The 22,147-nt window shown below is 45.0% G+C and carries 22 protein-coding genes; 6 read left to right on the plus strand and 16 right to left on the minus strand.

Annotated elements, in window-relative coordinates; all coding sequences use genetic code 11:
• Window positions 1-65 precede the first annotated feature (65 nt).
• On the plus strand, window positions 66-596 hold the full coding sequence (gene ppa / locus AB204_RS05630) for an inorganic diphosphatase (protein ID WP_047962404.1): 531 nt from the start codon (window positions 66-68) through the stop codon (window positions 594-596).
• A 118-nt stretch (window positions 597-714) separates the two neighbouring features.
• Here ppa and AB204_RS05635 read toward each other — a convergent pair whose 3' ends face one another.
• Genes AB204_RS05635 through tamA form a run of 3 tightly spaced genes read right to left on the minus strand, consistent with a single transcriptional unit; the run spans window position 715 to window position 6,595 of the window.
• Window positions 715-1,062: a gamma-glutamylcyclotransferase family protein gene (locus AB204_RS05635; RefSeq protein WP_047962405.1), complete on the minus strand. Its 348-nt coding sequence runs from the start codon at window positions 1,060-1,062 to the stop codon at window positions 715-717.
• 2 nt (window positions 1,063-1,064) lie between these two features.
• A complete protein-coding gene (gene tamB / locus AB204_RS05640; RefSeq protein WP_047962406.1) occupies window positions 1,065-4,856 on the minus strand; it encodes an autotransporter assembly complex protein TamB in 3,792 nt (1,263 codons plus the stop codon).
• Complete coding sequence (tamA, locus tag AB204_RS05645; protein ID WP_047962407.1) at window positions 4,853-6,595, minus strand: autotransporter assembly complex protein TamA; 1,743 nt, start codon at window positions 6,593-6,595, stop codon at window positions 4,853-4,855. The genes tamB and tamA overlap by 4 nt, the downstream gene beginning before the upstream one ends.
• Window positions 6,596-6,731: 136 nt before the next feature.
• On the opposite strand from tamA, the gene msrA reads away from it, so the two are divergent.
• A complete protein-coding gene (gene msrA, locus AB204_RS05650; protein WP_047962408.1) occupies window positions 6,732-7,379 on the plus strand; it encodes a peptide-methionine (S)-S-oxide reductase MsrA in 648 nt (215 codons plus the stop codon).
• A 178-nt stretch (window positions 7,380-7,557) separates the two neighbouring features.
• Window positions 7,558-8,889 (plus strand): polyamine export protein PaeA, encoded by a 1,332-nt coding sequence (paeA, locus tag AB204_RS05655; RefSeq protein ID WP_047962409.1) that lies wholly within the window; start codon window positions 7,558-7,560, stop codon window positions 8,887-8,889.
• A gap of 107 nt (window positions 8,890-8,996) precedes the next feature.
• On the opposite strand, the gene AB204_RS05660 is transcribed toward paeA, so the two are convergent.
• Window positions 8,997-9,203: a DUF1107 domain-containing protein gene (locus tag AB204_RS05660; RefSeq protein WP_047962410.1), complete on the minus strand. Its 207-nt coding sequence runs from the start codon at window positions 9,201-9,203 to the stop codon at window positions 8,997-8,999.
• A 342-nt stretch (window positions 9,204-9,545) separates the two neighbouring features.
• Between AB204_RS05660 and AB204_RS05665 the strand changes: the two genes are divergently transcribed.
• A complete protein-coding gene (locus AB204_RS05665) occupies window positions 9,546-10,103 on the plus strand; it encodes a YtfJ family protein (protein ID WP_047962411.1) in 558 nt (185 codons plus the stop codon).
• Between the two features lie 91 nt (window positions 10,104-10,194).
• Here AB204_RS05665 and cysQ read toward each other — a convergent pair whose 3' ends face one another.
• Together cysQ and AB204_RS05675 are read right to left on the minus strand one after the other, a co-directional pair.
• Window positions 10,195-10,938, minus strand: a complete 744-nt coding sequence (cysQ, locus tag AB204_RS05670; protein ID WP_047962446.1) for a 3'(2'),5'-bisphosphate nucleotidase CysQ — start codon at window positions 10,936-10,938, stop codon at window positions 10,195-10,197.
• 211 nt (window positions 10,939-11,149) lie between these two features.
• Window positions 11,150-11,770, minus strand: a complete 621-nt coding sequence (locus AB204_RS05675; protein ID WP_047962412.1) for a peptidylprolyl isomerase — start codon at window positions 11,768-11,770, stop codon at window positions 11,150-11,152.
• Between the two features lie 142 nt (window positions 11,771-11,912).
• On the opposite strand from AB204_RS05675, the gene AB204_RS05680 reads away from it, so the two are divergent.
• Entirely contained in the window at window positions 11,913-12,170 is a 258-nt protein-coding gene (locus tag AB204_RS05680) for an AbrB/MazE/SpoVT family DNA-binding domain-containing protein (RefSeq protein WP_047962413.1), read from the plus strand.
• Window positions 12,170-12,499 carry a type II toxin-antitoxin system PemK/MazF family toxin gene (locus tag AB204_RS05685; protein ID WP_047962414.1) on the plus strand — a complete coding sequence of 110 codons (330 nt, stop codon included), beginning with the start codon at window positions 12,170-12,172 and terminating at the stop codon, window positions 12,497-12,499. Before AB204_RS05680 ends, AB204_RS05685 begins: the two co-directional genes overlap by 1 nt.
• 143 nt (window positions 12,500-12,642) lie before the next feature.
• Here AB204_RS05685 and rplI read toward each other — a convergent pair whose 3' ends face one another.
• From rplI to hflK, 10 genes are all read right to left on the minus strand, one after another.
• A complete protein-coding gene (rplI, locus tag AB204_RS05690; RefSeq protein WP_047962415.1) occupies window positions 12,643-13,095 on the minus strand; it encodes a 50S ribosomal protein L9 in 453 nt (150 codons plus the stop codon).
• A 38-nt stretch (window positions 13,096-13,133) separates the two neighbouring features.
• Window positions 13,134-13,361 carry a 30S ribosomal protein S18 gene (rpsR, locus tag AB204_RS05695; RefSeq protein WP_012986941.1) on the minus strand — a complete coding sequence of 76 codons (228 nt, stop codon included), beginning with the start codon at window positions 13,359-13,361 and terminating at the stop codon, window positions 13,134-13,136.
• 4 nt (window positions 13,362-13,365) lie between these two features.
• A complete protein-coding gene (priB, locus tag AB204_RS21220; protein WP_072061396.1) occupies window positions 13,366-13,683 on the minus strand; it encodes a primosomal replication protein N in 318 nt (105 codons plus the stop codon).
• A 5-nt stretch (window positions 13,684-13,688) separates the two neighbouring features.
• The gene (gene rpsF, locus AB204_RS05705) at window positions 13,689-14,087 is read right to left on the minus strand and encodes a 30S ribosomal protein S6 (RefSeq protein WP_047962417.1); all 399 of its coding nucleotides are present in this window, start codon (window positions 14,085-14,087) and stop codon (window positions 13,689-13,691) included.
• A 190-nt stretch (window positions 14,088-14,277) separates the two neighbouring features.
• Entirely contained in the window at window positions 14,278-15,015 is a 738-nt protein-coding gene (rlmB, locus tag AB204_RS05710) for a 23S rRNA (guanosine(2251)-2'-O)-methyltransferase RlmB (protein WP_047962418.1), read from the minus strand.
• Window positions 15,016-15,072: 57 nt separating this feature from the next.
• Complete coding sequence (gene rnr / locus AB204_RS05715) at window positions 15,073-17,631, minus strand: ribonuclease R (protein ID WP_047962419.1); 2,559 nt, start codon at window positions 17,629-17,631, stop codon at window positions 15,073-15,075.
• Between the two features lie 44 nt (window positions 17,632-17,675).
• Window positions 17,676-18,095, minus strand: a complete 420-nt coding sequence (nsrR, locus tag AB204_RS05720) for a nitric oxide-sensing transcriptional repressor NsrR (protein ID WP_047962420.1) — start codon at window positions 18,093-18,095, stop codon at window positions 17,676-17,678.
• Window positions 18,096-18,331: 236 nt separating this feature from the next.
• The gene (locus AB204_RS05725) at window positions 18,332-19,630 is read right to left on the minus strand and encodes an adenylosuccinate synthase (RefSeq protein ID WP_047962421.1); all 1,299 of its coding nucleotides are present in this window, start codon (window positions 19,628-19,630) and stop codon (window positions 18,332-18,334) included.
• 258 nt (window positions 19,631-19,888) lie between these two features.
• Window positions 19,889-20,887: a protease modulator HflC gene (hflC, locus tag AB204_RS05730; protein ID WP_047962422.1), complete on the minus strand. Its 999-nt coding sequence runs from the start codon at window positions 20,885-20,887 to the stop codon at window positions 19,889-19,891.
• Between the two features lie 2 nt (window positions 20,888-20,889).
• Complete coding sequence (hflK, locus tag AB204_RS05735; protein WP_047962423.1) at window positions 20,890-22,125, minus strand: FtsH protease activity modulator HflK; 1,236 nt, start codon at window positions 22,123-22,125, stop codon at window positions 20,890-20,892.
• Between the last annotated feature and the right edge of the window lie 22 nt (window positions 22,126-22,147).

Consider the following 22,147-nt stretch of genomic DNA (forward strand, 5'->3'; position numbering starts at 1 on the left):
TTTAAGCCTGTTTTGTCTATAATACCCCACACTCCATTTTGGTTTTAAATTGAAGGAAACCTTTTATGAGCCTGAACAACGTACCGGCGGGTAAAGAACTACCAGAAGATATCTATGTCATCATTGAGATCCCAGCTAACGCAGATCCTATTAAATATGAAGTAGACAAAGAATCTGGCGCTCTGTTTGTAGACCGTTTCATGTCAACAGCTATGTTCTACCCATGCAACTACGGCTACATCAACAATACTCTGTCCCTTGACGGTGACCCTGTTGATGTACTGGTTCCAACACCTTATCCATTGCAGCCGGGCTCTGTCATCCGCTGCCGCCCAGTCGGTGTTCTGAAAATGACCGATGAATCTGGTGAAGATGCAAAACTGGTTGCTGTTCCTCATACCAAATTGAGTAAAGAATACGATCACATCAAAGATGTGAACGATCTGCCAGAACTGTTACGTGCGCAAATCACCCACTTCTTTGAACATTACAAAGATTTGGAAAAAGGTAAGTGGGTAAAAGTAGATGGCTGGGACAATGTCGAAGCCGCTAAAGCTGAAATTATGTCTTCTTTCGAACGCGCTGCCAAAAAATAACCTTAACGGTTAACAGCGAGTTTTGATTGTAAAAAACCTCTGCCCCTTCATGGACGCAGAGGTTTTTTTTGACGCTCACTTTTATTAAAAAATAATATAAGCAGTGGATCGCTGTTCTTTATTCTTCTCCGTAGCGTTTCAACCAGTCACCACTTGTTATCCGACTCAATCCCTCTACAGGCAATTTATAAAGATAAATCCATGCTCTACCATAAGGTGTTTCAATCAGTTCCCTTTGATACTCCTGAGAGTTCTTTTTCAACTCATCCAGCTCTGTCAGTATAGATGGCGTAATGCGGTATACTTCGCATTCGATTGTTCCTTCACCACGGATAACAGCGGGATAATGCCCAAGGTCATAAATCTCATAACCTTCTAACTTGTGTTCTCCTAACAGTTGGGCATCTGTCATCCAGTGATGGTTACCTTGTTTGCGCCTCAGGCTGCCATAAACAATAACTCGCATTTTTAAAACTCAAACTCATAGAGCAGATCTAAAGCTTGATCAATACCAGATACCGCGTCCAGATACAATCTTGGCATAACACGATAGCGCAACGTCAGTGTTGCCAAAGAGTCAAAAATACCCACCCCATACTTCACTTGTAAGTCTTTGGTAATCCTGCCACTAACGACAACCTGAGATTTATCACCAACGCCTTGAGTATCCAAAGCCAAATCAGAGACACCAAAAGTTTCACCAATCTTGCCAACTAACTGACCACTCTGCGCAACGCCCAAACCAATCAGCATTGCCGTCATCTGCGAGTTGTCAGAATCCCCTTTTTCCAAGCCCTCTCCACGCAAAAGGAAGGATAAAGCTTCTTGTTGTGATTTTGCGGGATCAGAGAAAATTTCCACTTTAGGCTTATCCGCCAGACCGGTCACCCTCACTCCGGCAATAACGCCATTCGCCGTCGATTCCGGGTTGCGGATCGCTTCAATATTCAATAATGGCTGATCTGGTGGGCCAGAGAACATAATCGTTCCTCTGCGTACCTGCAAATCTTGTCCATAAGCATGGAAGCGCCCTTCCGGAATATCAATCTGACCATTCAGCCCTAGCCCCTGTTTATCCTGAAGGACTTTTAAAGCCCCCTTAAGCTGTGCTTCCAGACCAAATGCACTCAAACGCACATCATTACCAATATGAACATTCAAGTTACTTTGAATCAGAATAGACGATTTTTTCTTCCCTATCGGCTGGAGATTTTTATCCAGCATCACTTCATCAGAAGAAACACCTACCGCTGATTCCGGCAGTTCCTGAACCGTAATGCGTGCCCATGGAATATCAACATTGCCATCAAGTTTCAGTAGATTTGGTGTCGCTTCCAGCACCAGATTCGGGCTGACATCGACCTTAACCATCGGAGGAACAACCACACGTAATTTGTCGGCATTAGCTGCGATTCTGGCATACCATGCATCTAAACTGCGCCAATCCGCATGACCATTCAGGTTTAGTTGCCCCTTAGGCGTTTTAATCATCCCATTCAAATCAGAGCGGACACCATCAAAATGAACGGCTAACTGGCCTTGAGAGATATCGAATGGCAGCCAATGACTACTCATTTGCAGGTTATCGGCTTTGAGTAGACCGAATAACAACGGGTTCTTGGCATTCCCTCCAAGACGCAAATTCGCATTCACCCCTCCTTCCGCTTTTTCACCTTTGCCCAAGATAGGTTTAATCAACTTCAAGGAGAGATCTTGAATATCTACGTTACCCGATAATTTGCGCCGGCCTTCCAAATCAGCCACCTGAACATTACCGTTCAACTGTCCATTGCCAACCAGTTTGACTAACCAGCCTAAATTTGCCTTGCCATTTTTCAGACCAGCATTCAATGTCAGCGTTTCAAAATCGATCGGTAACGTAATACCTTCTACAACCTGCCGAACCTGAACACCATTCCCTTGCAAGTCGATTTTTGCTTGTGGTAACCCTTGACCTGCTACCCATTTGACATCGGCATCACCACTGAATACCCCCTTAAGCTGAGTGCTTTTATCAAGGAATGGCCGGAGCATCGCTAAGTCAAAGCGTTCAAGCGCAACTTGTGCATAACCGTTTTTCCCGGCTTCAATCGGTTTTGAAAAACACACTTGAGCATTGGGATTGAGCCAACAGTGAGCTCCGACAATGGCTCTCTGTTGTAGATTAAAGTAATCAATTGTAATCGCTTTGCTTAAGCGCCACTCACCAACAGCCGTATCAAAATGGGTATGATTGATATTGCCTTTCCAACGTTCCTGCTGGCGATCAAAACTTCCATTAAGTGCCAACTCGCCTGATACTGGAGAACCCTCCACTTTTACTTGTAAATCATGCTGCTTTTCTGTGCCCTTGGCATTGAGTATCAGGCTATTGATGGCTAAATCTGCCTGTTTCAAATGGCGAACAACAACCGATAACTGTCCTTGAATCTGTTCCGCCGAGCGTATATCCCCCTTGATCACGGCGCTATCCACTCGCAGAGAATCCTGCCACCGCACCCCACGCGCATTTAAATCCGCGATGATTTGAGGGGCTTTCATATTACCGCGCAGTTTGACATTACCAGTGATAAAACCACCCAGTCCCGGCAGTAACCCATCCAATTGCGGCGCGTTAATATCACCATCCAGTTTCCAGGCCTCATCGGTAAGCCGCCCCTGCGCATTTAACGTATTACGCCCAAACGCAAGATCAAACTGAGGAATGTCCCACTGCCCTGCTGCATTACCTGATGCTGTACCATAAACTTTGACTGCGTTCTGCTTTACATGACCGTGAAGGGCAATTTCCGGTATCTGAAGTTGCCAGCTTCCACCATACAAACTGCCACGTACTGCCATTTTACCATCCATTCTGGCCGGCCATTCCGGCCACTGTTTGGCCGTATTAATGCCATCCAGAACCAGCTTGGCATTCCAACTTACCGCCTTACTCCAATCAACAACCCCCGTGACTTCAGCTTTACCCTGTAATGCAGCCAGACGCAAACGTGTTAACCGGAGAGATTCTTCATTACCTTTTGCATCCAGCATTAATAATGCCGGAGGAATATCACTCCCCTTAATATCAGAACGAAGCGAAAGATCGTAACGGCTGGCTTGACCATTAAAGCGCAGTTTTACGCCATCAAGCTGATATTCCGCTTTTTCTTTCAATGGCCATTTCAGTTGGCTGCTTTCCAGTGTCAAGCGTAAAGGCAAGCCTGCCTTTGCCAATTCAGCCTGCGCATCCAGATTGGCAGAAACAGGCCCGGAAAGGTGTAACGCGAGATCAAGCTGCTGTAAAAAAGCCCCCTTCAGCGTTAGGTCGATTTTTTGCCCTTTCAACTCATTCAGGTTATTTAAATTATCTACTTTCCCTTTAACCATCAGGTTGATTGGCCACTGCTCAGAAAGTTTTGCCGTGCCCTGTATCGCAAGTGAACCTTCTGGCACCGACACATTCAAGGTTTTTACATCGATTTGCTGTCCCTGATTGCTGGCCTGTAGCCTCAAGTCATTAATCGTGATGTCGGTATCTCCGGTCAGACGAAGCTGGCGGCCATGAATACCATCTACAGTGATATCAAGGGGAATCGGAATATTGGGTAATGTCGTTAAGAGCGGCTTGGCAAACAACGCCTTCAAGGTTTCACTCAAGGGCTTCTCAGATTCGATCTGCTGTTTAGTCTTTGGCGTTGTTTTCTGTACTGTATCAGTGGGTTCAGACGGTGATTTTGGCAATGCCACCAACAGATTAGTGATTTCCGTTGGCTTTAATGACAACTGTTTTTCCCGCCACTGAGCGCCAGATTTAAATTCATCCAATGCAATAGCGATATCATCCACTGTGACATGGATATTTTTCAAAGAAAGCAAATCCAGTGAAATAGGATAAGGCGTTGTCAATTCGGTCAAGGGTTCCGATGCCGGGGATGGCTCCGATGGCGGAAGTTCAGCCGTATTGACCGAAACAACAACACCTTCTGTCGTCAGGGCATTGACACATACATGGCTGTGTCTCAAACAGGAAAGCCGCAACGAAAGATGCAGATTGTCAGCACTGACATCAACGCCCGGCATCTGATATTTCACGCCTTTTAGCGTTAGGTCGCGCCAACCTCCGCTGACACTGGCAATATCCAATCCGGGCACCCAACGTGCGGCACTGTTAATCACAAAGTGCAAACCGGTTTGCGTGCCAACCAATCCTACAACCGTCATCAATAACAGGCCAACAATCAGCAGGAAAATAATACTGACCCTCTTTACCCACTTCATAGTTCAGCCCCTAGACCGATATAAAATTCAACATTGTGATTATTTGGATCTCCGATTGGCGTTGCCAAATCAAATTTTATCGGCCCAACAGGTGAAGCCCAGCGCACACCCATCCCCGCGCCTGTTTTGAAATTACTCCTTCTAATGTCATCCACAGCCTCACCTGAATCTACAAACAAAGCACTCCACCAATTACCATAAATATTGTATTGATACTCCAACGAACCAACGGCCAGTTTTGATGCCCCGACTAATTTACCCTTTTTGTCTGTCGGTGAAATTTTCTGGTATTTATAGCCACGAATGCTGCGATCACCACCGGCAAAGAAACGAAGATCCGGCGGCACTTTTTCGAATTGACTGGTTTCTATCCAGCCCAGATCGGCCCGTACCACAAGACGATGATTTTCCGGATAAGATCTGATCCAAACGTGATGTGCCTGTAACACGAGGAAGTCCACATCAGACCGCCAAGTCTTATCAGAAATATCTATCGAATAACGCTGACTATCGCCCCAAAAAGGCATAGTTCCACCACGCTGACGAAGGCGGCTGACATTTATCCCCGGATAAAGCAGCATGGTGGTATTTGTCACATTGGCTTGGGTAAAGTGGCTGAGACTCCAGCGAATATTGACACCATACTGCCAGCCAGTAGAGCGATCCCAGTTACGGGCAAGGTTCAACGTTGCTGTGTCCGCAATCGTGTCGTTGATATCTTTACGTTTATAGCCCGTTTGCAGTTCAAAATATTCTTCGAGTGGATTGGCTTTCAGCGGCATCTTATAAGATGCGTCAATGATTTGTTCCCGGGCAGAAAGGTTAAGACTGGTGCTAAAACTATGCCCACGGGAATTAAGCCAGGGTTTTTTCCATTTTGTTTGTACACGGGGACCAACATCAGTGGCATAACCACCACCCAATTCAACATAGTTGGCAGAACGAGGGACTAACGAAGCATCCAGTGGCAATATCTTATCCTGACTCTCGCGCCCTACTTTAAAATCAGGTACAACAACCGCAGAATTAAACCAACCCGTATCCACCAAACGACGGTTGAATTCCGCCAACTGTTCCGATGTGTAATATTCATCTTTTTTGAAAGGAATCAGGTTATTCAGGTAAGTTTCACGAATTTGCGAACCATGGAATATTACAGGGCCAAAGTGATAACGTTGCCCGCTATCGAAATCAAAATCCCAAATCGATTCATGCAGTTCTTTTGATACCCCTAATTCACTCTTCTTCATCACGGCATCAAAATAACCTTTTTTGACCGCAAGATTAGTCAATGCACCTTTAAAACTTTCATATTCCCAATGATTAAGAATGGTCCCTTTTTTGGGCGTATTTTTTTTGATGAGGGCGGCATAATCTTTATCTGTTTTTGCACCACCTTCTAAATCAACATTCACTTCAGCCACTCGCACAGGTTCACCAAGGGTTACCTTTGCAGTCAGAACAGGGCGGGCTGGCGGAGTATTCTCTTGATAGGTAAATTCAACGGTGGGATTATAATAGCCCAGTGGACGAAGCCCTTGTCGTATAGCTTTCTCCACACGTGCGCGAAAACGACCATCAGGAGACACTTCATCAGTACTGATATTTGAAAGTTGCACTCTGGCATTTTTTTCCAATTCGCCAGAAAGTCCTTCTACTTTTAACCGTAAATTTGCACTGTAAGCCGATGGAGTGACGATAGATACAAAAAGCGCGCATATGAGGGGGTATCGTGACACTCGAACTCCTAATATTTATCTATCTACAGGGTAAGATCCAACAATATAAAAATGCTGTAATAAGTTAATTCTGGTAAAGTTTTAAAGATATACAAGCAACACATAACCATAAAACCCGTGAATAATAGGAGGAATCTTGCCAAATTCAGTCAATGAAAGCCAACATGTTTCTTCACAAGATGCTTTATCTGGTAGGGCCACCCCATTAACTGTATCACCCTACCATGTCATCACACAGCATGCGATAGACAACATTCCAGAAAATATGGAAATCGCCTATGTAGGTATGGGATGTTTCTGGGGCGTTGAACGTCTTTTCTGGCAACAGGAAGGCATTTATACCACCTCTGTAGGTTACAGTGGCGGTACAACACCAAATCCGACTTATGAAGAAGTTTGCACAGGCTTAACCGGGCATGCCGAAGTGGTCAGGATCGTGTTTGATCCAACCCAAATAACCTATGCACAGTTATTAACGCTGTTCTGGGAAAATCACGATCCCTCCCAGGGTATGCGTCAGCACGGTGATATCGGCACACAGTACCGTTCTGCCCTTTACACCGTTTCAGCACAACAACATGAGCAAGCGATTGCCAGCCGCGACCAATTCCAGCAAATAATGGCTCAAAATGGCGACCAACGTACTATCACGACAGAAATCCGTGAAGCCGGGCCATTCTATTTTGCCGAAGATTATCACCAGCAATATCTCTACAAAAATCCTGAAGGGTATTGTGGATTAGGTGGTATTGGAATCTGCTTCCCTCCAACGCACAGAAATTAACCGATTTAGTTAGCCCAATGTTATAATTATTGGGCTAGACCCAAAGCCTGATGGAATTAGGCTATTATTTACTTTACGGCATATCGCCGTAATTTTTTCTTTATAGGTTTTTTCATCTCCCTCCAGTGCTATTCAAATAACACCTACCCTGTCGCTGGGGACAAGATACGGACACTTTATGTTAAACAGTTTATTAGTAATAGTTTTGCTCTGTACTATTAGTGCGTTTTTTTCGTTATCAGAAATTTCGCTGGCTGCTTCAAGAAGAATCAAATTAAAACTCATGGCTGATGAGGGAAATCTCAACGCTGCCCATGTTCTTAAACTACAAGAAACTCCCGGCATGTTCTTTACTGTCGTTCAAATTGGCCTGAATGCCGTCGCAATCCTTGCGGGGGTTGTTGGAGAGTCCGCTTTTTCTCCCGCTCTGAAGACCCTGTTTATAAAGTTCATGCGCCCGGAATGGGCAGACCAGCTAGGTTTTCTCTGCTCTTTTGCCATCGTTACGAGTATCTTTATCCTGCTTGCAGATTTAACCCCTAAACGCATTGGTATGACTCAGCCCGAAGCCATTGCCGTGAAAATTGTCAACCCAATGCGTTTCTGCCTGACTATTCTTAGCCCGCTGGTCTGGTTGTTCAATGGCCTCGCTGACTGTATCTTCAAAATCTTTAAGATCCCAATGGAGCGTAATGAAGACATCACCTCCGATGATATTTATGCTGTCTTTGAAGCAGGTGCAGTTGCAGGTGTACTACGTAAACAAGAGCATGAGCTGATTGAAAATGTTTTTGAACTGGAATCACGCACCGTACCTTCTGCCATGACCTCCCGTGAAAGTGTGGTGTATTTTGATAAAAGTGAAGATGAAAACAGCATTAAAGAAAAGATCTCCACCCATCCCCATTCAAAATTTCTTGTTTGTGATGGCGACATTGATCATGTCATTGGTTATGTAGATTCAAAGGATCTACTCAATCGCGTCCTGAGCGGCCAAAGCCTCAATCTGAAAGAGGGCGTTCAAACCCGCAGTGCCCTGATGATCCCGGATACTCTCTCACTTTCTGATACATTGGAAAGTTTTAAAGCCGCGGGTGAAGACTTCGCAATCATTCTCAATGAATATGCTTTGGTAATGGGGGTCATCACCCTCAATGACGTTATGACCACATTAATGGGAGATTTAATCGGTCAGGGACAAGAAGAACAAATCGTTGTTCGCGATGAAAATTCATGGCTGATTGAGGGTGGCACACCAATTGAAGATGTCATGCGAGTTCTGGATATCGATAACTTTCCAGATTCCAGTAATTATGAAACCATCGCTGGCTTTATGATGTTCCGCTTACGCAAAATTCCTAAACGCACAGATTTTGTGAAACTTGGCGGTTATAAGTTTGAAGTGGTGGATATTGATAACTATAAGATCGATCAATTGCTCGTGACAAAAGTTGTTGATTCCCTTGTTCAACCCAACCAACCTGGTGCTGAACAGCCACATGAAGCGTAAAAATAAATAGCGAAGATCAAAAAACGGCCGCAAGGCCGTTTATTATACTAATAATGTGCGATTAATAATGGCACATATCTATCAGTAAATGAGCATTTGTAGAAAAATTATCCCATTTCGGTCTGTAAGCGCAATACTTGCTGATTAACTTCACTCATTACATTGAAATGACGTTTATCTTTTATCTTCGGTGGTAAAATTTTCCCGTAGTTAAATTCAAAAGCACCCATCTCTTTAATGTATAAACGCCCACGAAATAGGGTTTTTACGTAGAGAGCAATTTTCAGTGGGTTATAGTGGTGAAAGATTTTCATCTCTGTTTTTTTCCTCCCATGCTTCTTACGATATCATTCTATTGCATCAAACAATTTACATCACACAAGCAGTGAATCAAAAGACACATCACTGTCATGCAGAATGTATAGACTACGTTTATAGAAATTTGTTCCCCTCAAGTGCAAAGATTTAATCACTGCTTCAGCATAACATCATGAAACGTAATAGAATTATTCAACAAAAATGTATTATTAAGCTTATACATTATTCTAAATGTTACCAAAATGTTTACTTTATTGAGGACAGACCAGTTAACAAGCGCTATGCTGAGTATGATGTTCCCTGATAACATGCTACACCATGTCAAATAAGGTATAAATATGATAAAAAACATCACGTTATATGCATTATTGAGTTTAATGCCAATATTTGCATTTGCCCATAACATCACGTTGGGACAACACGTTCCTGCGGTTAATGTGACAGATAAAGGTGAACTGTTGCTTAACGATGGCAAATTCAGCTACCAAAATTGGAGTACTACCGAGCTTCCGGGAAAAGTGAGAACTATCCAGCATATTGCCGGTCGTAGTTCCGCAAAAGAGATGAATGATCCCCTTATCCAAGCATTGAAAAATGCGGATTTACCCAAGGATCAATATCAAACAACCAGCATCGTAAATACTGATGATGCTATTTTTGGCACCAGCGTTTTTGTCCGTAATAGCCTTGAAGACAGCAAAAAGCAGTTCCCGTGGTCACAATTTATTGTCGATAGCGATGGGTTGTCTAAAACAGCCTGGGGATTGGAACCGAAAAGTTCAGCAATCATTGTGCTGGATAAAAACGGTAACGTGAAATTCGTCAAAGATGGCAAACTAAATAACGAAGAGATCACACACGTTATCAGCATCATCAAAGACGAACTGAAAAAATAACCTGAACCGCAATCAGATTTTTAATTGTGGTAATTTTAATGGTCGTACAGTGATAATGGCTCTGACATTGTGAGCCATTATCATCTCAACATTAAAAAATACTGACTCTGAACCCTGGATTTAGGAAAGATTCACGCGGTGCATAATTCAATGTTTTTCCTTCCCAGTCCGTTACATGTGCACCTGCGGCAATTGCAACAGCATGACCCGCACCAGTATCCCAAATATTGGTTGGCCCAAAACGGGGATAAAGTTGGGCTTTTCCCTCAGCAACCATACAGAATTTAAGCGAAGATCCTACAGAAAGGGTATCGTGAGTCCCTAATTGGGCAAGATAATCTTTCAATTCCTCATCATCCCGATGAGAACGGCTGACGACTACAATTGGTCGCGTCGCAGAAATAACTTTAATGGGAAGGGTTTGACCATTGGCTTCCTTCCACGCCTGACGACCTTGCCCTGAATACAAAACATTCTGCACAGGAACATAAACGACACCCATTACAGGCACACCATCTTCAATTAATGCAATATTGACGGTAAATTCACCGTTCCGACGAATAAACTCTTTCGTCCCATCCAGTGGATCAACCAACCAATAGCGCTGCCAGTTCTTCCGTTCTTCCCACGAAGGAGGATCTTCCTCTGATAACAATGGGATATCAGGCGCAATGCGCGATAATCCTGCTTTAATAATTTTATGAGCGGCAATATCTGCAACAGTAACAGGTGAGTCATCCGCTTTATGTTCCACTTGCAACGGTTGCTCAGCCTGATAAACCTCCATGATCGCCGCGCCTGCTTCCCGTGCCAATTGGCAGATCTGTTGTAGCATCATACACCTCTGCATTCATTGTTCAGCTATCCCCTTACGCTTTCGAATTGAAAACTATCTGGGCATACCCCTTGAAGCTACATTTTTAGCGCATTTTTTACTGGAATAGCGAATACTTTATTGCTCAATGATTCCCAAATTCCCCAATGCTCCTAAAATGTACACAAAAAAATAGCCGGATAACCGGCTATTTTTTTGATCCAATAGAAAGTTACAGGATTTCCAATAATTCTACTTCGAAGATCAATGTGCTGTAAGGAGGAATAGACGCGCCTGCGCCACGCTCACCATAAGCCAGATTGTGAGGAATATAGAGTTCCCATTTAGAACCTACTGGCATCAGGGTCAAAGCTTCAATCCAACCCGGGATCACGCCGCTGACAGGAAATTCTGCCGGTGTGCCACGTTGTACTGAACTATCAAATACCGTGCCATCAATAAGACGGCCAGTGTAGTGAACACGAACACGGTCAGTGCGGGCCGGAATAGAACCTTCGCCTTGTGTCAGGACAGAAAACTGCAAACCAGATTCAGTACTGCTTACACCTTCACGCTGAACATTTTCTGTCAGGAATTTTTTGCCTTCTTCTGCCATCGCCTGCTGATGTTCACGACGAACGCTATCAGCACGTTCATGTATCTCACGCAGTGCACGATGCAGCTCTTCTACAGGGATCGCAGGAGAACGGCTTTCCAGCGCATCACACAGCCCTGCTAACAGCGCTTCGGGTTCCAGCCCCTGTAAACCAGATTCCTGTAATTGTTGCCCAACCTGCAAGCCAATACCGTAACTTGCTCGCGCTTCAATAGACTCAAAAGAAGGTGTTGTCATGAAAATACCTGTTATTAAATGAGTGAAGGTTCAAGCATAACAGCACTGCCTGAATGGGTAAACGCGTGAGGAGGTTTTACTCTTGTAAAACACAAATATATTATTATACTTTAGTATAACTTTAATAAAAGGAGGGCCAGACATGACTGCTGTTGTCATCCGCCAATCTGGTGGAGCTAATATAGTTAGCATCCCAAAAGCCATTGTGAAAACACTTAATTTGCATACTGGTTCAAAATTAGACCTATCCATTCAGGATAACAAAATTGTGCTTACACCCATCAAAGAAGAGTTGACGCTGGAATCATTGTTGGCTGGAAGCCCTAAAGAATGTTTCACGGTAACAGACGAGGATAAAGAGTGGCTCAACGCTAAACCTGTTGGTAAGGAAATACTCTGATGTACATACCAGACAAAGGAGATATTGTCTCAATAGACTTCGATCCGAGCGCAGGAAAGGAAATCATGAAACGCCGCCCTGCATTCGTGATCTCTCGCAAGATGTTTAATGAGCATACCGGATTTGCTGTTGTAGCCCCAATCACCAGTACAGTGAGAGGAATGAAGCTAGAAGTTCCCTTACCCGAAGAATTATCTACCCAAGGTACAATTCTCATTCATCAGGTTAAATCCTTAGATTTTTTGGATCGTCAGGTCAAATTTATTGAGAAAGCACCTCAAGACATTATCGACACAGTGACCGAGATAACTAAGGCCATCATTTCATAGGTAAGTATTGGGTAAGGGCTCAAGCCAGAGAGTTGCCACACTGTTCGTTGGCTTTCAGAGTCAAAATAATATCTTGGTTTAAATAATAAAAAACGCTGGCATTGCCAGCGTTTTTTGTCACATGTTCTTCAGCTAATCAGGGATTAAGCTTCTGAAACGATGTTAACGTTCAACTGTGCGAATACATCGCTGTGTACCTGGAAGTGAACTTCGTGCTCACCAACAGTACGCAGAACGCCGTTAGACAGGCGAACTTCGCTCTTAGATACTTCAACGCCAGCAGCAATAACTGCATCAGCGATGTCACGAGTACCGATAGAACCGAACAGTTTACCTTCGTCACCCGCTTTAGAAGCGATGGTGACAGAACCCAGTGCAGTGATTTTCTCTGCACGAGCTTCTGCTGCTGTCAGAACGTCAGCCAGTTTAGCTTCCAGTTCAGCACGGCGAGCTTCGAAGAATTCGATGTTTTTCTTAGTCGCAGGAACAGCTTTGCCCTGTGGTACTAAGAAGTTACGGGCATAACCCGCTTTAACGTTAACTTGGTCACCCAGGCTACCCAGGTTTGCTACTTTATCAAGCAGAATAACTTGCATTACCTTATCCTCTCAAAGTCGTTAATGGACTGAGCCTATTACTGATGACGATCAGTGTAAGGCAACAGAGACAGGTAGCGCGCACGCTTGATAGCACGAGCGAGCTGGCGCTGGTATTTTGCACGAGTGCCAGTAATACGGCTTGGTACAATTTTACCGCTTTCGGTAATGTAGTTTTTCAGCGTAACAATGTCTTTATAATCGATCTCTTGTACGCCTTCCGCTGTGAAACGGCAGAACTTGCGACGACGGAAATAACGTGCCATTTGGCTAGTCTCCAGAATCTATCAATTCAATCTGCTCGGCATGAAGAACCAATTTGCTAAGACCATTACGCCCATGATGGGAATTAATGAATCCTGAAACAGTGATTCTACTGCCGACCGTTATACTGTGAGTATATTCCTGTAACAATTGTCCGCTGGCAATGACGGGCATTCTGCACCATGACTGCCTGCTGAATCCGGCTTCCTGTTGTTGTGAACGATGTTCAAGCACAAACTGACAATGTGGAATGCCGGATGGACTGACTCTTCGTATCGGTGTCTTGCACACTGTGCCAGAGAGCACCAAACGATTCGTTGTCACGGTGATTACTCTTCAGAATCCCCAGCTTCATCAACATCATCAACCAGGTCTTCTTCCAAGACCAGATCACGGCTACGACGTTCGTCTTTAGCCTTAACCATTGGTGATGCTTCAGTTACTGCGTGCTTAACGCGCATAACCATGCTGCGGATAACGGCATCGTTGAAGCGGAAGTTAGTTTCCAGCTCATCAATCGCTTCTTGTGGCGCTTCAACGTTCATCAGAACGTAGTGAGCCTTGTGCAGTTTGTTGATTGGGTAAGCCAGTTGACGACGGCCCCAGTCTTCCAGACGGTGAATCTGACCTTGCGCGTTAGTGATAGTCGCACTGTAACGCTCGATCATGCCCGGAACCTGTTCGCTTTGATCAGGATGGACCATAAAAACAATTTCGTAATGACGCATTAGCATTGCTCCTTACGGATTATTCAGCCTCCTGTCAGGGTCAGCCGTGGCCCATGGAGGCAAGGAACGTGTTTAGTACGGCTGAAAAATCGACGCGTCACTATACCCGTACAAGACAAAAAACTCAAGATACCGGTAAAGAAAACGCGTTTATTCTTCTTTCAGACGCTTTCGAATGAAAGAACTTGAATTATTGAGTGTTTCTCTGGCGCACGATTTCAAACAGGCATACCCCTGTAGCAACCGATACATTCAAGGAAGAAACTGAACCCGCCATAGGAATACTGATCAGCTCATCGCAGTGTTCGCGGGTCAGTCGGCGCATACCCTCACCTTCCGCGCCCATGACCAAGGCCATAGGGCCAGTCAGTTTGCTCTCATATAACGCATGAGTCGCTTCTCCCGCAGTGCCAACGACCCAGATATTGTGTTCTTGCAGTAAGCGCAGGGTACGGGCAAGGTTGGTAACGCGAATCAGTGGAACGCTTTCCGCCGCGCCACAGGCAACTTTTTTCGCTGTCGCATTCAGTTGTGCTGAACGATCGCGCGGAACGATAACCGCATCAACCCCCGCAGCATCCGCAGTACGCAGGCAAGCTCCAAGATTATGTGGATCGGTGACGCCATCCAATACCAGCAGGAATGGACGATCCAACCCTGATAATAAATCAGGCAGATCACTTTCCTGATACTGACGCCCCGGTTTAACCCGTGCAATGATTCCTTGGTGTACCGCGCCTTCTGTCTGGGCATCCAGCCATTGGCGATTGGCAAGTTGCACAGCAATGCCGATGCTTTCCAGTTCCTGCAACAATGGGGTTAAACGGCGATCTTCACGCCCTTTCAATACATAAACTTCCATGAAGCGTTGTGGATCGCTCTCCAACAAAGCTTTAACGGCATGAATACCGTAGATAATTTCACTCATGACTGGCTAATACCTAACTCACTGATTAACTGTTTTTACCGGCTGTTTTATGGGCTATTAACCCGCTCTTTTTTTCGCGCGTTTCGCTTTCAGTTTTGCCGTAATTCTTTTGGTCTTGTCAGACTGTTTTTTCTTTTTGCTTTGCTTGGTATTACTTTGATCTTCATTACCTTGAGTAGCATTACTTTGATGAGTATTGCCTTGCTTAGCATTGCTTTTCTTGGACGATTTAGGCTTTTCCGCACTTTTCTTTTTACTGAAAGCGCCATCTGACTCAACATTGGCTGATTTTTTATAATCACGGCCTTTTCTGTCATTTTTACGTTCTGGCCTGCCTTTTTTCGCTTTATCGCGCGCTGTTTTACCTTGGTTTCGTGCCTTACGCGTTGTTGAAAGCAAAGTAAAATCAATATTACGTTCATCCATGTGAACCGCTTCTACGCGGATTTCAACCTCGTCACCAAGGCGATAAGTCTGCCCAGAAGATTCACCAATCAAACGCTGACCAACATTATCATATCGATAATAATCGTTATCCAGCGTCGAAACATGCACCAAACCATCAATGAACAGATCATGCAAACGAACAAAGAAGCCAAAGCCTGTCACGCTGGTAATCAATCCGGTGAAAACATTGCCTACCTGATCCTGCATGAAATCACATTTCAGCCAATCTGCTACATCCCTTGTTGCTTCGTCGGCACGGCGTTCCGTCATGGAGCAATGATTACCCAGTTGCAGCATGTGATCCATATCATTATGCCAACCGCCTGTCGGTGTCGAGCTATGTTCAGCGATACTATGTTTAACAACACCATGTTTAACAACACCATGTTCAACAACACCATTCTCTTGCGATAATAAGTACTTGATCGCTCGGTGTAACGCCAAATCAGGATAGCGGCGAATCGGTGAAGTAAAGTGAGAATAAGCACGCAGCGACAAGCCAAAGTGACCACGGTTTTCAGGCTCATAGATCGCTTGTTTCATTGAACGCAGCAGCATGGTCTGCAACAGCTCATGATCCGGCCGATCCGCGACGTCCTTCATCAACTGTGCATAGTCTTTCGGTTCTGGTTTCATCCCACCCAATAGACTCAGCCCCAATTCGTTGAAGACTGAACGCAGGTTCAGAATACTCTCTTCTCTTGGTCGGTCATGAATACGATATAACGCAGGCTCCTGATATTTCTCAACAAAGCGAGCCGCAGCGATATTTGCCAGAATCATGCACTCTTCAATAAGTTTATGCGCATCGTTGCGTACAACTGGCTCGATCCGCTCAATACGACGTTCCGCATTAAAAATAAACTTGGCTTCTTCAGATTCAAACGAAATGGCACCACGCTGTTCACGTGCCTGTTCTAATGCCTGATAAAGTTCATGCAGATGCTCAATATGATTCACCAGTGGTTTATAGTGATCACGCACCTCCTGATCGCCCTGCAAGATTTTCCAGACTTTCGTATAAGTCAAACGAGCATGTGAATTCATCACTGCTTCGTAAAACTTATAGGAAGATAGTTTGCCTTGGGCAGAAACCGTCATTTCGCACACCATACACAGGCGATCGACTTCTGGATTGAGGGAACACAATCCATTCGACAGCACTTCCGGCAACATCGGTACAACCTGAGAAGGGAAGTAGACCGAATTACCCCGGCTACGTGCTTCTGTATCCAACGGTGTCTGCGGGCGAACGTAGTAACTGACATCGGCAATCGCAACCCATAAACGCCAGCCACCACCGCGTTTTCTTTCGCAATACACGGCATCATCAAAGTCACGGGCATCTTCGCCATCGATCGTCACCAACGGTAATTCACGTAAATCAACACGACCTTGTTTGGCAGATTCCGGAACGTTTTCATCCAGATCGGCCACCTGTGTTTCTACCATTGGTGACCAGCTATGGGGGATTTCATGGGTACGAAGCGCAATTTCGACCGCCATGTTCGTTCCCATCGTTTCGCCCAGCACTTCAACAATTTTACCTATGGCCTTGGTTCGGCGGGTCGGGCGATTCGTCAATTCAACCACCACAACGCTCCCCATTCTTGCCCCGCAAATTTCCTCTTTGGGGATCAAGATATCGAAACACAAGCGGCTATCATCAGGAACGACAAAGCCCATGCCAGCATCCATGAAGTATCGCCCAACGATTTGGCTGCTCTTTGGCTCCAATACCCGCACGATGCGCACTTCAATGCGGCCTTTTCTGTCTGATTGCAAAGGCTGCGCCAGTATAACATCACCATGGATTGCTATTTTCATCTGCTCAGAAGGCAGATAAAAATCTTCTTTGTGGCCTTCCACACGCAGGAAGCCATATCCATCACGATGCCCAATCACCGTACCTTTCAATAAATCCAGCCTTTCTGGCAACGCGTAACATTGACGGCGGGTAAAAACCAACTGCCCATCGCGTTCCATTGCCCGCAAACGGCGGCGCAATGCTTCTTGTGCTTCTGCACTGGTTAACTCAAGTTCTTGTGCTAATTCCTGACGGCTTACCGGAATGGTGTGTTTAGAAATGATATCCAAGATGTATTCACGGCTTGGGATAGGAGATTCGTATTTTTCAGCCTCTCGTTCCTGAAAAGGATCTTTTGACATCGTCATTCCTCTGTTGTCATCAGCAAGCTGTTTATCCCCCTGCTTCACTTAATCAGAAGCAATTGATAAAGGGGACGATTGTCTTCAACCATATCGGCCAAAGTATGTTTATCCAACTCTTCCAAAAAATTTTCTACCGCTTGATTCAAGACTGATTTTAAGCGACATGCAGGCGTTATTTGACAGGCACTACAGTTAACCAATGAAAGTGGTTCCAATGAACGAACCACATCACCAATTCTGATCTCGCTGGCAGGTTTACCCAGACTTATGCCACCATTTTTTCCCCTGACAGCATTCACCAATCCTAAGTGACTCAGTTGATTGATGATCTTTACCATATGATTACGTGATAAACCATAAACTTCAGTTACCTCTGTAATGCTCGTCATTTGACCTTCCGGTAAAGAAGCCATGTAAATCAAGGCACGTAGTCCATAATCAGTAAAACTGGTTAACTGCACACTCACCTCTGAGAGACTGAATATAACGGGGGTTTATTTGGAACCAAAAAATGTCTGTTTGTTGGTTTTCGTTAGTTGTTCATTATTATGTGGGTATTTTAAAAATTAAGCAAAACGGGCGATTCGCTTCTTTATTTTTTTATCTGTAAATTCCTTTATCTATGAATTTCTTTAGCTATAAAAAGTAAAAACCGGGCATTAAGCCCGGTTATTTGCCCAAAAGATTAAGCTATCAATTAAGCATCAAATGGGTCACGCAGGATCATCGTTTCTGCACGATCTGGGCCTGTAGAAATAATATCAACAGGAACGCCGGTCAGCTCTTCTACACGCTTGATGTAGTTTAATGCTGCTTGTGGCAACTGGCTGTGATCTTTCACACCGAAAGTGCTTTCATCCCAACCTGGCAGAGTTTCATAAACTGCTTCCAGACCTTCCCAGTTTTCTGCTGCCAGAGGAGTAGTATCAATGACAGAGCCATCTGCCTTACGGTAACCAACACAGATTTTGACTTCTTTCAAGCCATCCAGCACGTCCAGTTTGGTCATGCAGAAGCCAGACAGGGAATTGATTTGGATCGCACGACGGATAGCAACGATATCCAACCAGCCAGTACGACGGCTACGGCCTGTAGTCGCACCAAATTCCTGACCTTTCTGACGCAGGTATTCACCGGTTTCATCAAATAATTCAGTTGGGAATGGGCCTGCACCAACACGGGTGGAGTAAGCCTTGATGATACCCAGTACATAGTCAACGTAACGTGGGCCCAGACCGGAACCAGTCGCAACACCACCCGCAGTCGTATTGGAAGAAGTCACATAAGGATAGGTACCGTGGTCGATATCCAGCAGCGTACCCTGTGCGCCTTCAAACATGACCAATTCACCTTTCTGAGTTGCTTTATAAAGCAGGTCAGAAACGTCAACTACCATGCCAGTCAGGATGTCAGCAACAGCCAGAATATCATCCAGCGTTTTCTGGTAATCAACCGCTGGTTCGTTGTAATAGTTAACCAGTTGGAAATTGTGGTATTCAATGATTTCTTTCAGCTTGGCTGCGAAATTTTCTTTATCGAACAGATCACCGACACGCAGGCCACGACGTGCGACTTTGTCTTCATATGCAGGGCCGATACCACGACCTGTTGTACCAATCGCCTTGGCGCCACGCGCTTTCTCGCGGGCATTATCCAATGCAACATGGTAAGGCAGGATCAGCGGACAAGCTTCAGAAATAAGCAGGCGCTCACGTACAGGAATCCCACGTGATTCAAGCTCTTTCATTTCTTTCATCAAAGCATCTGGTGCTAAAACGACCCCATTTGCGATAATGCTAATGACGTTTTCACGTAAGATCCCAGATGGGATTAAGTGGAGAACGGTTTTTTCACCGTTGATGACTAGTGTATGGCCGGCATTGTGGCCCCCCTGATAACGAACTACGTATTTAGCTCGTTCAGTCAGCAAGTCGACGATTTTACCCTTGCCCTCGTCACCCCATTGGGTGCCCAATACGACAACGTTCTTACCCATTTCAAAAATTCACTCGGTTGCTTAAAAATGGATTCTAACATCTCATTTAGCACCTTTCAGTATTTTTTGTTACTTCTGTTATTTCGTTTCGTCATATAAATGGGCTGCTAAGTAAACATTGGTAATGAAAATAACATGCAAAAAAGCCACTATATGTTTTTTTACAGTGGCTTAGGAAGCGGCCAGACACACGCTGGCCGCTTTAGGTTTATTTTGCCAATTAAAGTAGATTGGAGGCTATTTGCCCGTCAAAACCACTTAATCATTCGCACGATTGTGTTGCTTAGTCGGCTCTTTCATATAACGGAAGAAATCGTTATCCGGGCTGAGCACCATGATGTTGCCATCATTTTTGAAGCTATTTTCATAAGCACGCAGGCTACGGATGAATGCGTAGAATTCCGGATCTTTGCTGAATGAGTCAGCAAACAATTTGGTTGCTTCCGCATCACCTTCACCGCGTAAAACCAATGCCTCACTTTTTGCTGCGGCCTTGATTTCAGTCGCTGTCTTATCAGCGGCTGCACGGATTTTCTCAGCTTCTTCCAGACCTTGTGAACGATGGCGACGGGCTACCGCTTCACGTTCTGCACGCATACGCTGATAAATTGCGTCTGAGACTTCATCTGGCAAGTTAATTTGCTTGATACGAACGTCCACAACTTCAATCCCCAATGCTGCCATACTGTTCGGGTTCAGGATTGGTTGTTTACCTTTCGTTTCTTTCTCCACTCGGGCCGCTGCCGAAGCAATCTCGTTATCAGCAGTATCAGCATCACTTGTTCCCAAGTTCAGCGCATCACGCACATCTGTCGTCAAACGACCACGAGAATCTGTCACGATGCCACGGACATCCAAACGACCAATCTCAGAACGCAGACGGTCACTGAATTTACGTTTCAACAGCAGTTCAGCCTGAGAAATTTCTCCATTACCTGTTGCCAGATAATATCTGCTGAAATCGTTAATGCGCCACTTCAGATAAGAGTCAACAATCAGGTCTTTATTTTCACTTGTCAGGAAACGGTCAGCTTTGATATCCATAGTCTGGATACGAGCATCAAGCGTTTTAACAGTTTCAATAAATGGAATTTTGAAGTGCGGACCAGGCTGATAAACCACAGGTTTATTTTCAGCGTCACGCATAACTTTGCCAAAACGCAGCACGATGCCACGCTGACCTTCATATACGATAAATATCGACGAATACAGCCCAACCAATATGATGGCAATAGCAAAGACGAACGACTTACGCATGATTATGGTCTCCCTTGTCTTAGCGTCTCACCACGCAGGTTGTTTGAATCACCATAGCCTGAATTGCCATAGCCAGAATCGGTTGAACGCCCTTGTGTAGATGTAGGATGTGTCGTATTACGCTGTTCTGGGGCGACTTTAGCGTCCTGATGACGTGTCGGCATTTCAGACTGGTTACGTAAAACTTGATCTAATGGTAATACCAGCATGTTGTTGCTCTTTTCGTTTGCAATAACTTTGCGGGTCTGACTCAGAATACGTTCCATTGTTTCAATGTAAAGACGCTCACGGGTAATTTCCGGTGCAGCTTTATACTCAGGCAGAATTTTGGCAAAACTTGCCACTTCACCCTGTGCATTCAATACCACACTCACTTTATAGGCTTTAGCATCTTCAATGATACGTTGAGCATAACCCTTGGCTATTGGCAGAACTGAGTTTTTATAAGCGTCTGCTTCACGGATGGTTTTCTGCTCTTCTTCGCGGGCGGCGATAACATCATCAAATGCCGCTTTCACCTCTTCTGGTGGACGCGCAGTTTGGAAGTTAACGTCCAGCAACGTGATCCCCATGTTGTACGGACGAATAGTTTCCTCCAGTACTTTCTGAGTATCGTTACGCACAATCGTACGGTCTGCTGTCAGAATTTTTTCCATTGAGTATTTGCCAACCACGCCACGCACAGCGCTGTCTGTCGCTTGACGCAGGCTGTTATCAGGATTGGTGACATTGAAAAGATAAGCTTCAGGGTTAGTGACACGGTACTGAACGTTCATCTCAGCACGCACAACGTTTTCATCTGATGTCAGCATGACACCCGTTGTTGCCAGTTCACGAACAGATTCGACGTTAACGGCACGTACTCGATCGATAAACGTCATTTTCCAGTTCAAGCCAGGCTGAACAACGTGGTTAAATTTACCCAACCGAGTAACTACACCACGCTCTGTTTCTTTAATCGTATAGAAACCACTTACAACCCAGACAACAACTGCAACAGCGACGGCAAGACCAATAAGACGCCCGCCAAATTTAGAGTTCTGTTCAGAACCATTTCCACCTTTGTTTCCACCGAGACCACCGAGCTTTTCACTCAGTTTACGGAACAGATCGTCGAGATCAGTTGCTCCACGGTTTCGACCACCTTTATTGTTGCCGCCGGAGTTGCCGCCATTATTATTGCTGCTTCCCCACGGGTCGCGGTCCTGTCCGTTATTACCGGGCTGATTCCACGCCATGTTTTAGCTCCACTTTTTAGTT

This window comes from Xenorhabdus khoisanae (assembly GCF_001037465.1).
GTDB lineage: Bacteria > Pseudomonadota > Gammaproteobacteria > Enterobacterales > Enterobacteriaceae > Xenorhabdus > Xenorhabdus khoisanae.

What these genes read in the sequence shown, in the direction of transcription:
- AB204_RS05635 (WP_047962405.1), bottom strand. Translation starts at nt 1,062, where the DNA reads ATGCGAGTTATTGTTTATGGCAGCCTGAGGCGCAAACAAGGTAACCAT.
- cysQ (WP_047962446.1), bottom strand. Translation starts at nt 10,938, where the DNA reads ATGCTACAACAGATCTGCCAATTGGCACGGGAAGCAGGCGCGGCGATC.
- AB204_RS05675 (WP_047962412.1), bottom strand. Translation starts at nt 11,770, where the DNA reads ATGACAACACCTTCTTTTGAGTCTATTGAAGCGCGAGCAAGTTACGGT.
- hflK (WP_047962423.1), bottom strand. Translation starts at nt 22,125, where the DNA reads ATGGCGTGGAATCAGCCCGGTAATAACGGACAGGACCGCGACCCGTGG.
- rlmB (WP_047962418.1), bottom strand. Translation starts at nt 15,015, where the DNA reads ATGAGTGAAATTATCTACGGTATTCATGCCGTTAAAGCTTTGTTGGAG.
- rnr (WP_047962419.1), bottom strand. Translation starts at nt 17,631, where the DNA reads ATGTCAAAAGATCCTTTTCAGGAACGAGAGGCTGAAAAATACGAATCT.
- AB204_RS05665 (WP_047962411.1), top strand. Translation starts at nt 9,546, where the DNA reads ATGATAAAAAACATCACGTTATATGCATTATTGAGTTTAATGCCAATA.
- AB204_RS05680 (WP_047962413.1), top strand. Translation starts at nt 11,913, where the DNA reads ATGACTGCTGTTGTCATCCGCCAATCTGGTGGAGCTAATATAGTTAGC.
- paeA (WP_047962409.1), top strand. Translation starts at nt 7,558, where the DNA reads ATGTTAAACAGTTTATTAGTAATAGTTTTGCTCTGTACTATTAGTGCG.
- AB204_RS05660 (WP_047962410.1), bottom strand. Translation starts at nt 9,203, where the DNA reads ATGAAAATCTTTCACCACTATAACCCACTGAAAATTGCTCTCTACGTA.
- hflC (WP_047962422.1), bottom strand. Translation starts at nt 20,887, where the DNA reads ATGCGTAAGTCGTTCGTCTTTGCTATTGCCATCATATTGGTTGGGCTG.
- rpsF (WP_047962417.1), bottom strand. Translation starts at nt 14,087, where the DNA reads ATGCGTCATTACGAAATTGTTTTTATGGTCCATCCTGATCAAAGCGAA.
- AB204_RS05685 (WP_047962414.1), top strand. Translation starts at nt 12,170, where the DNA reads ATGTACATACCAGACAAAGGAGATATTGTCTCAATAGACTTCGATCCG.
- rpsR (WP_012986941.1), bottom strand. Translation starts at nt 13,361, where the DNA reads ATGGCACGTTATTTCCGTCGTCGCAAGTTCTGCCGTTTCACAGCGGAA.
- AB204_RS05725 (WP_047962421.1), bottom strand. Translation starts at nt 19,630, where the DNA reads ATGGGTAAGAACGTTGTCGTATTGGGCACCCAATGGGGTGACGAGGGC.
- tamB (WP_047962406.1), bottom strand. Translation starts at nt 4,856, where the DNA reads ATGAAGTGGGTAAAGAGGGTCAGTATTATTTTCCTGCTGATTGTTGGC.
- rplI (WP_047962415.1), bottom strand. Translation starts at nt 13,095, where the DNA reads ATGCAAGTTATTCTGCTTGATAAAGTAGCAAACCTGGGTAGCCTGGGT.
- ppa (WP_047962404.1), top strand. Translation starts at nt 66, where the DNA reads ATGAGCCTGAACAACGTACCGGCGGGTAAAGAACTACCAGAAGATATC.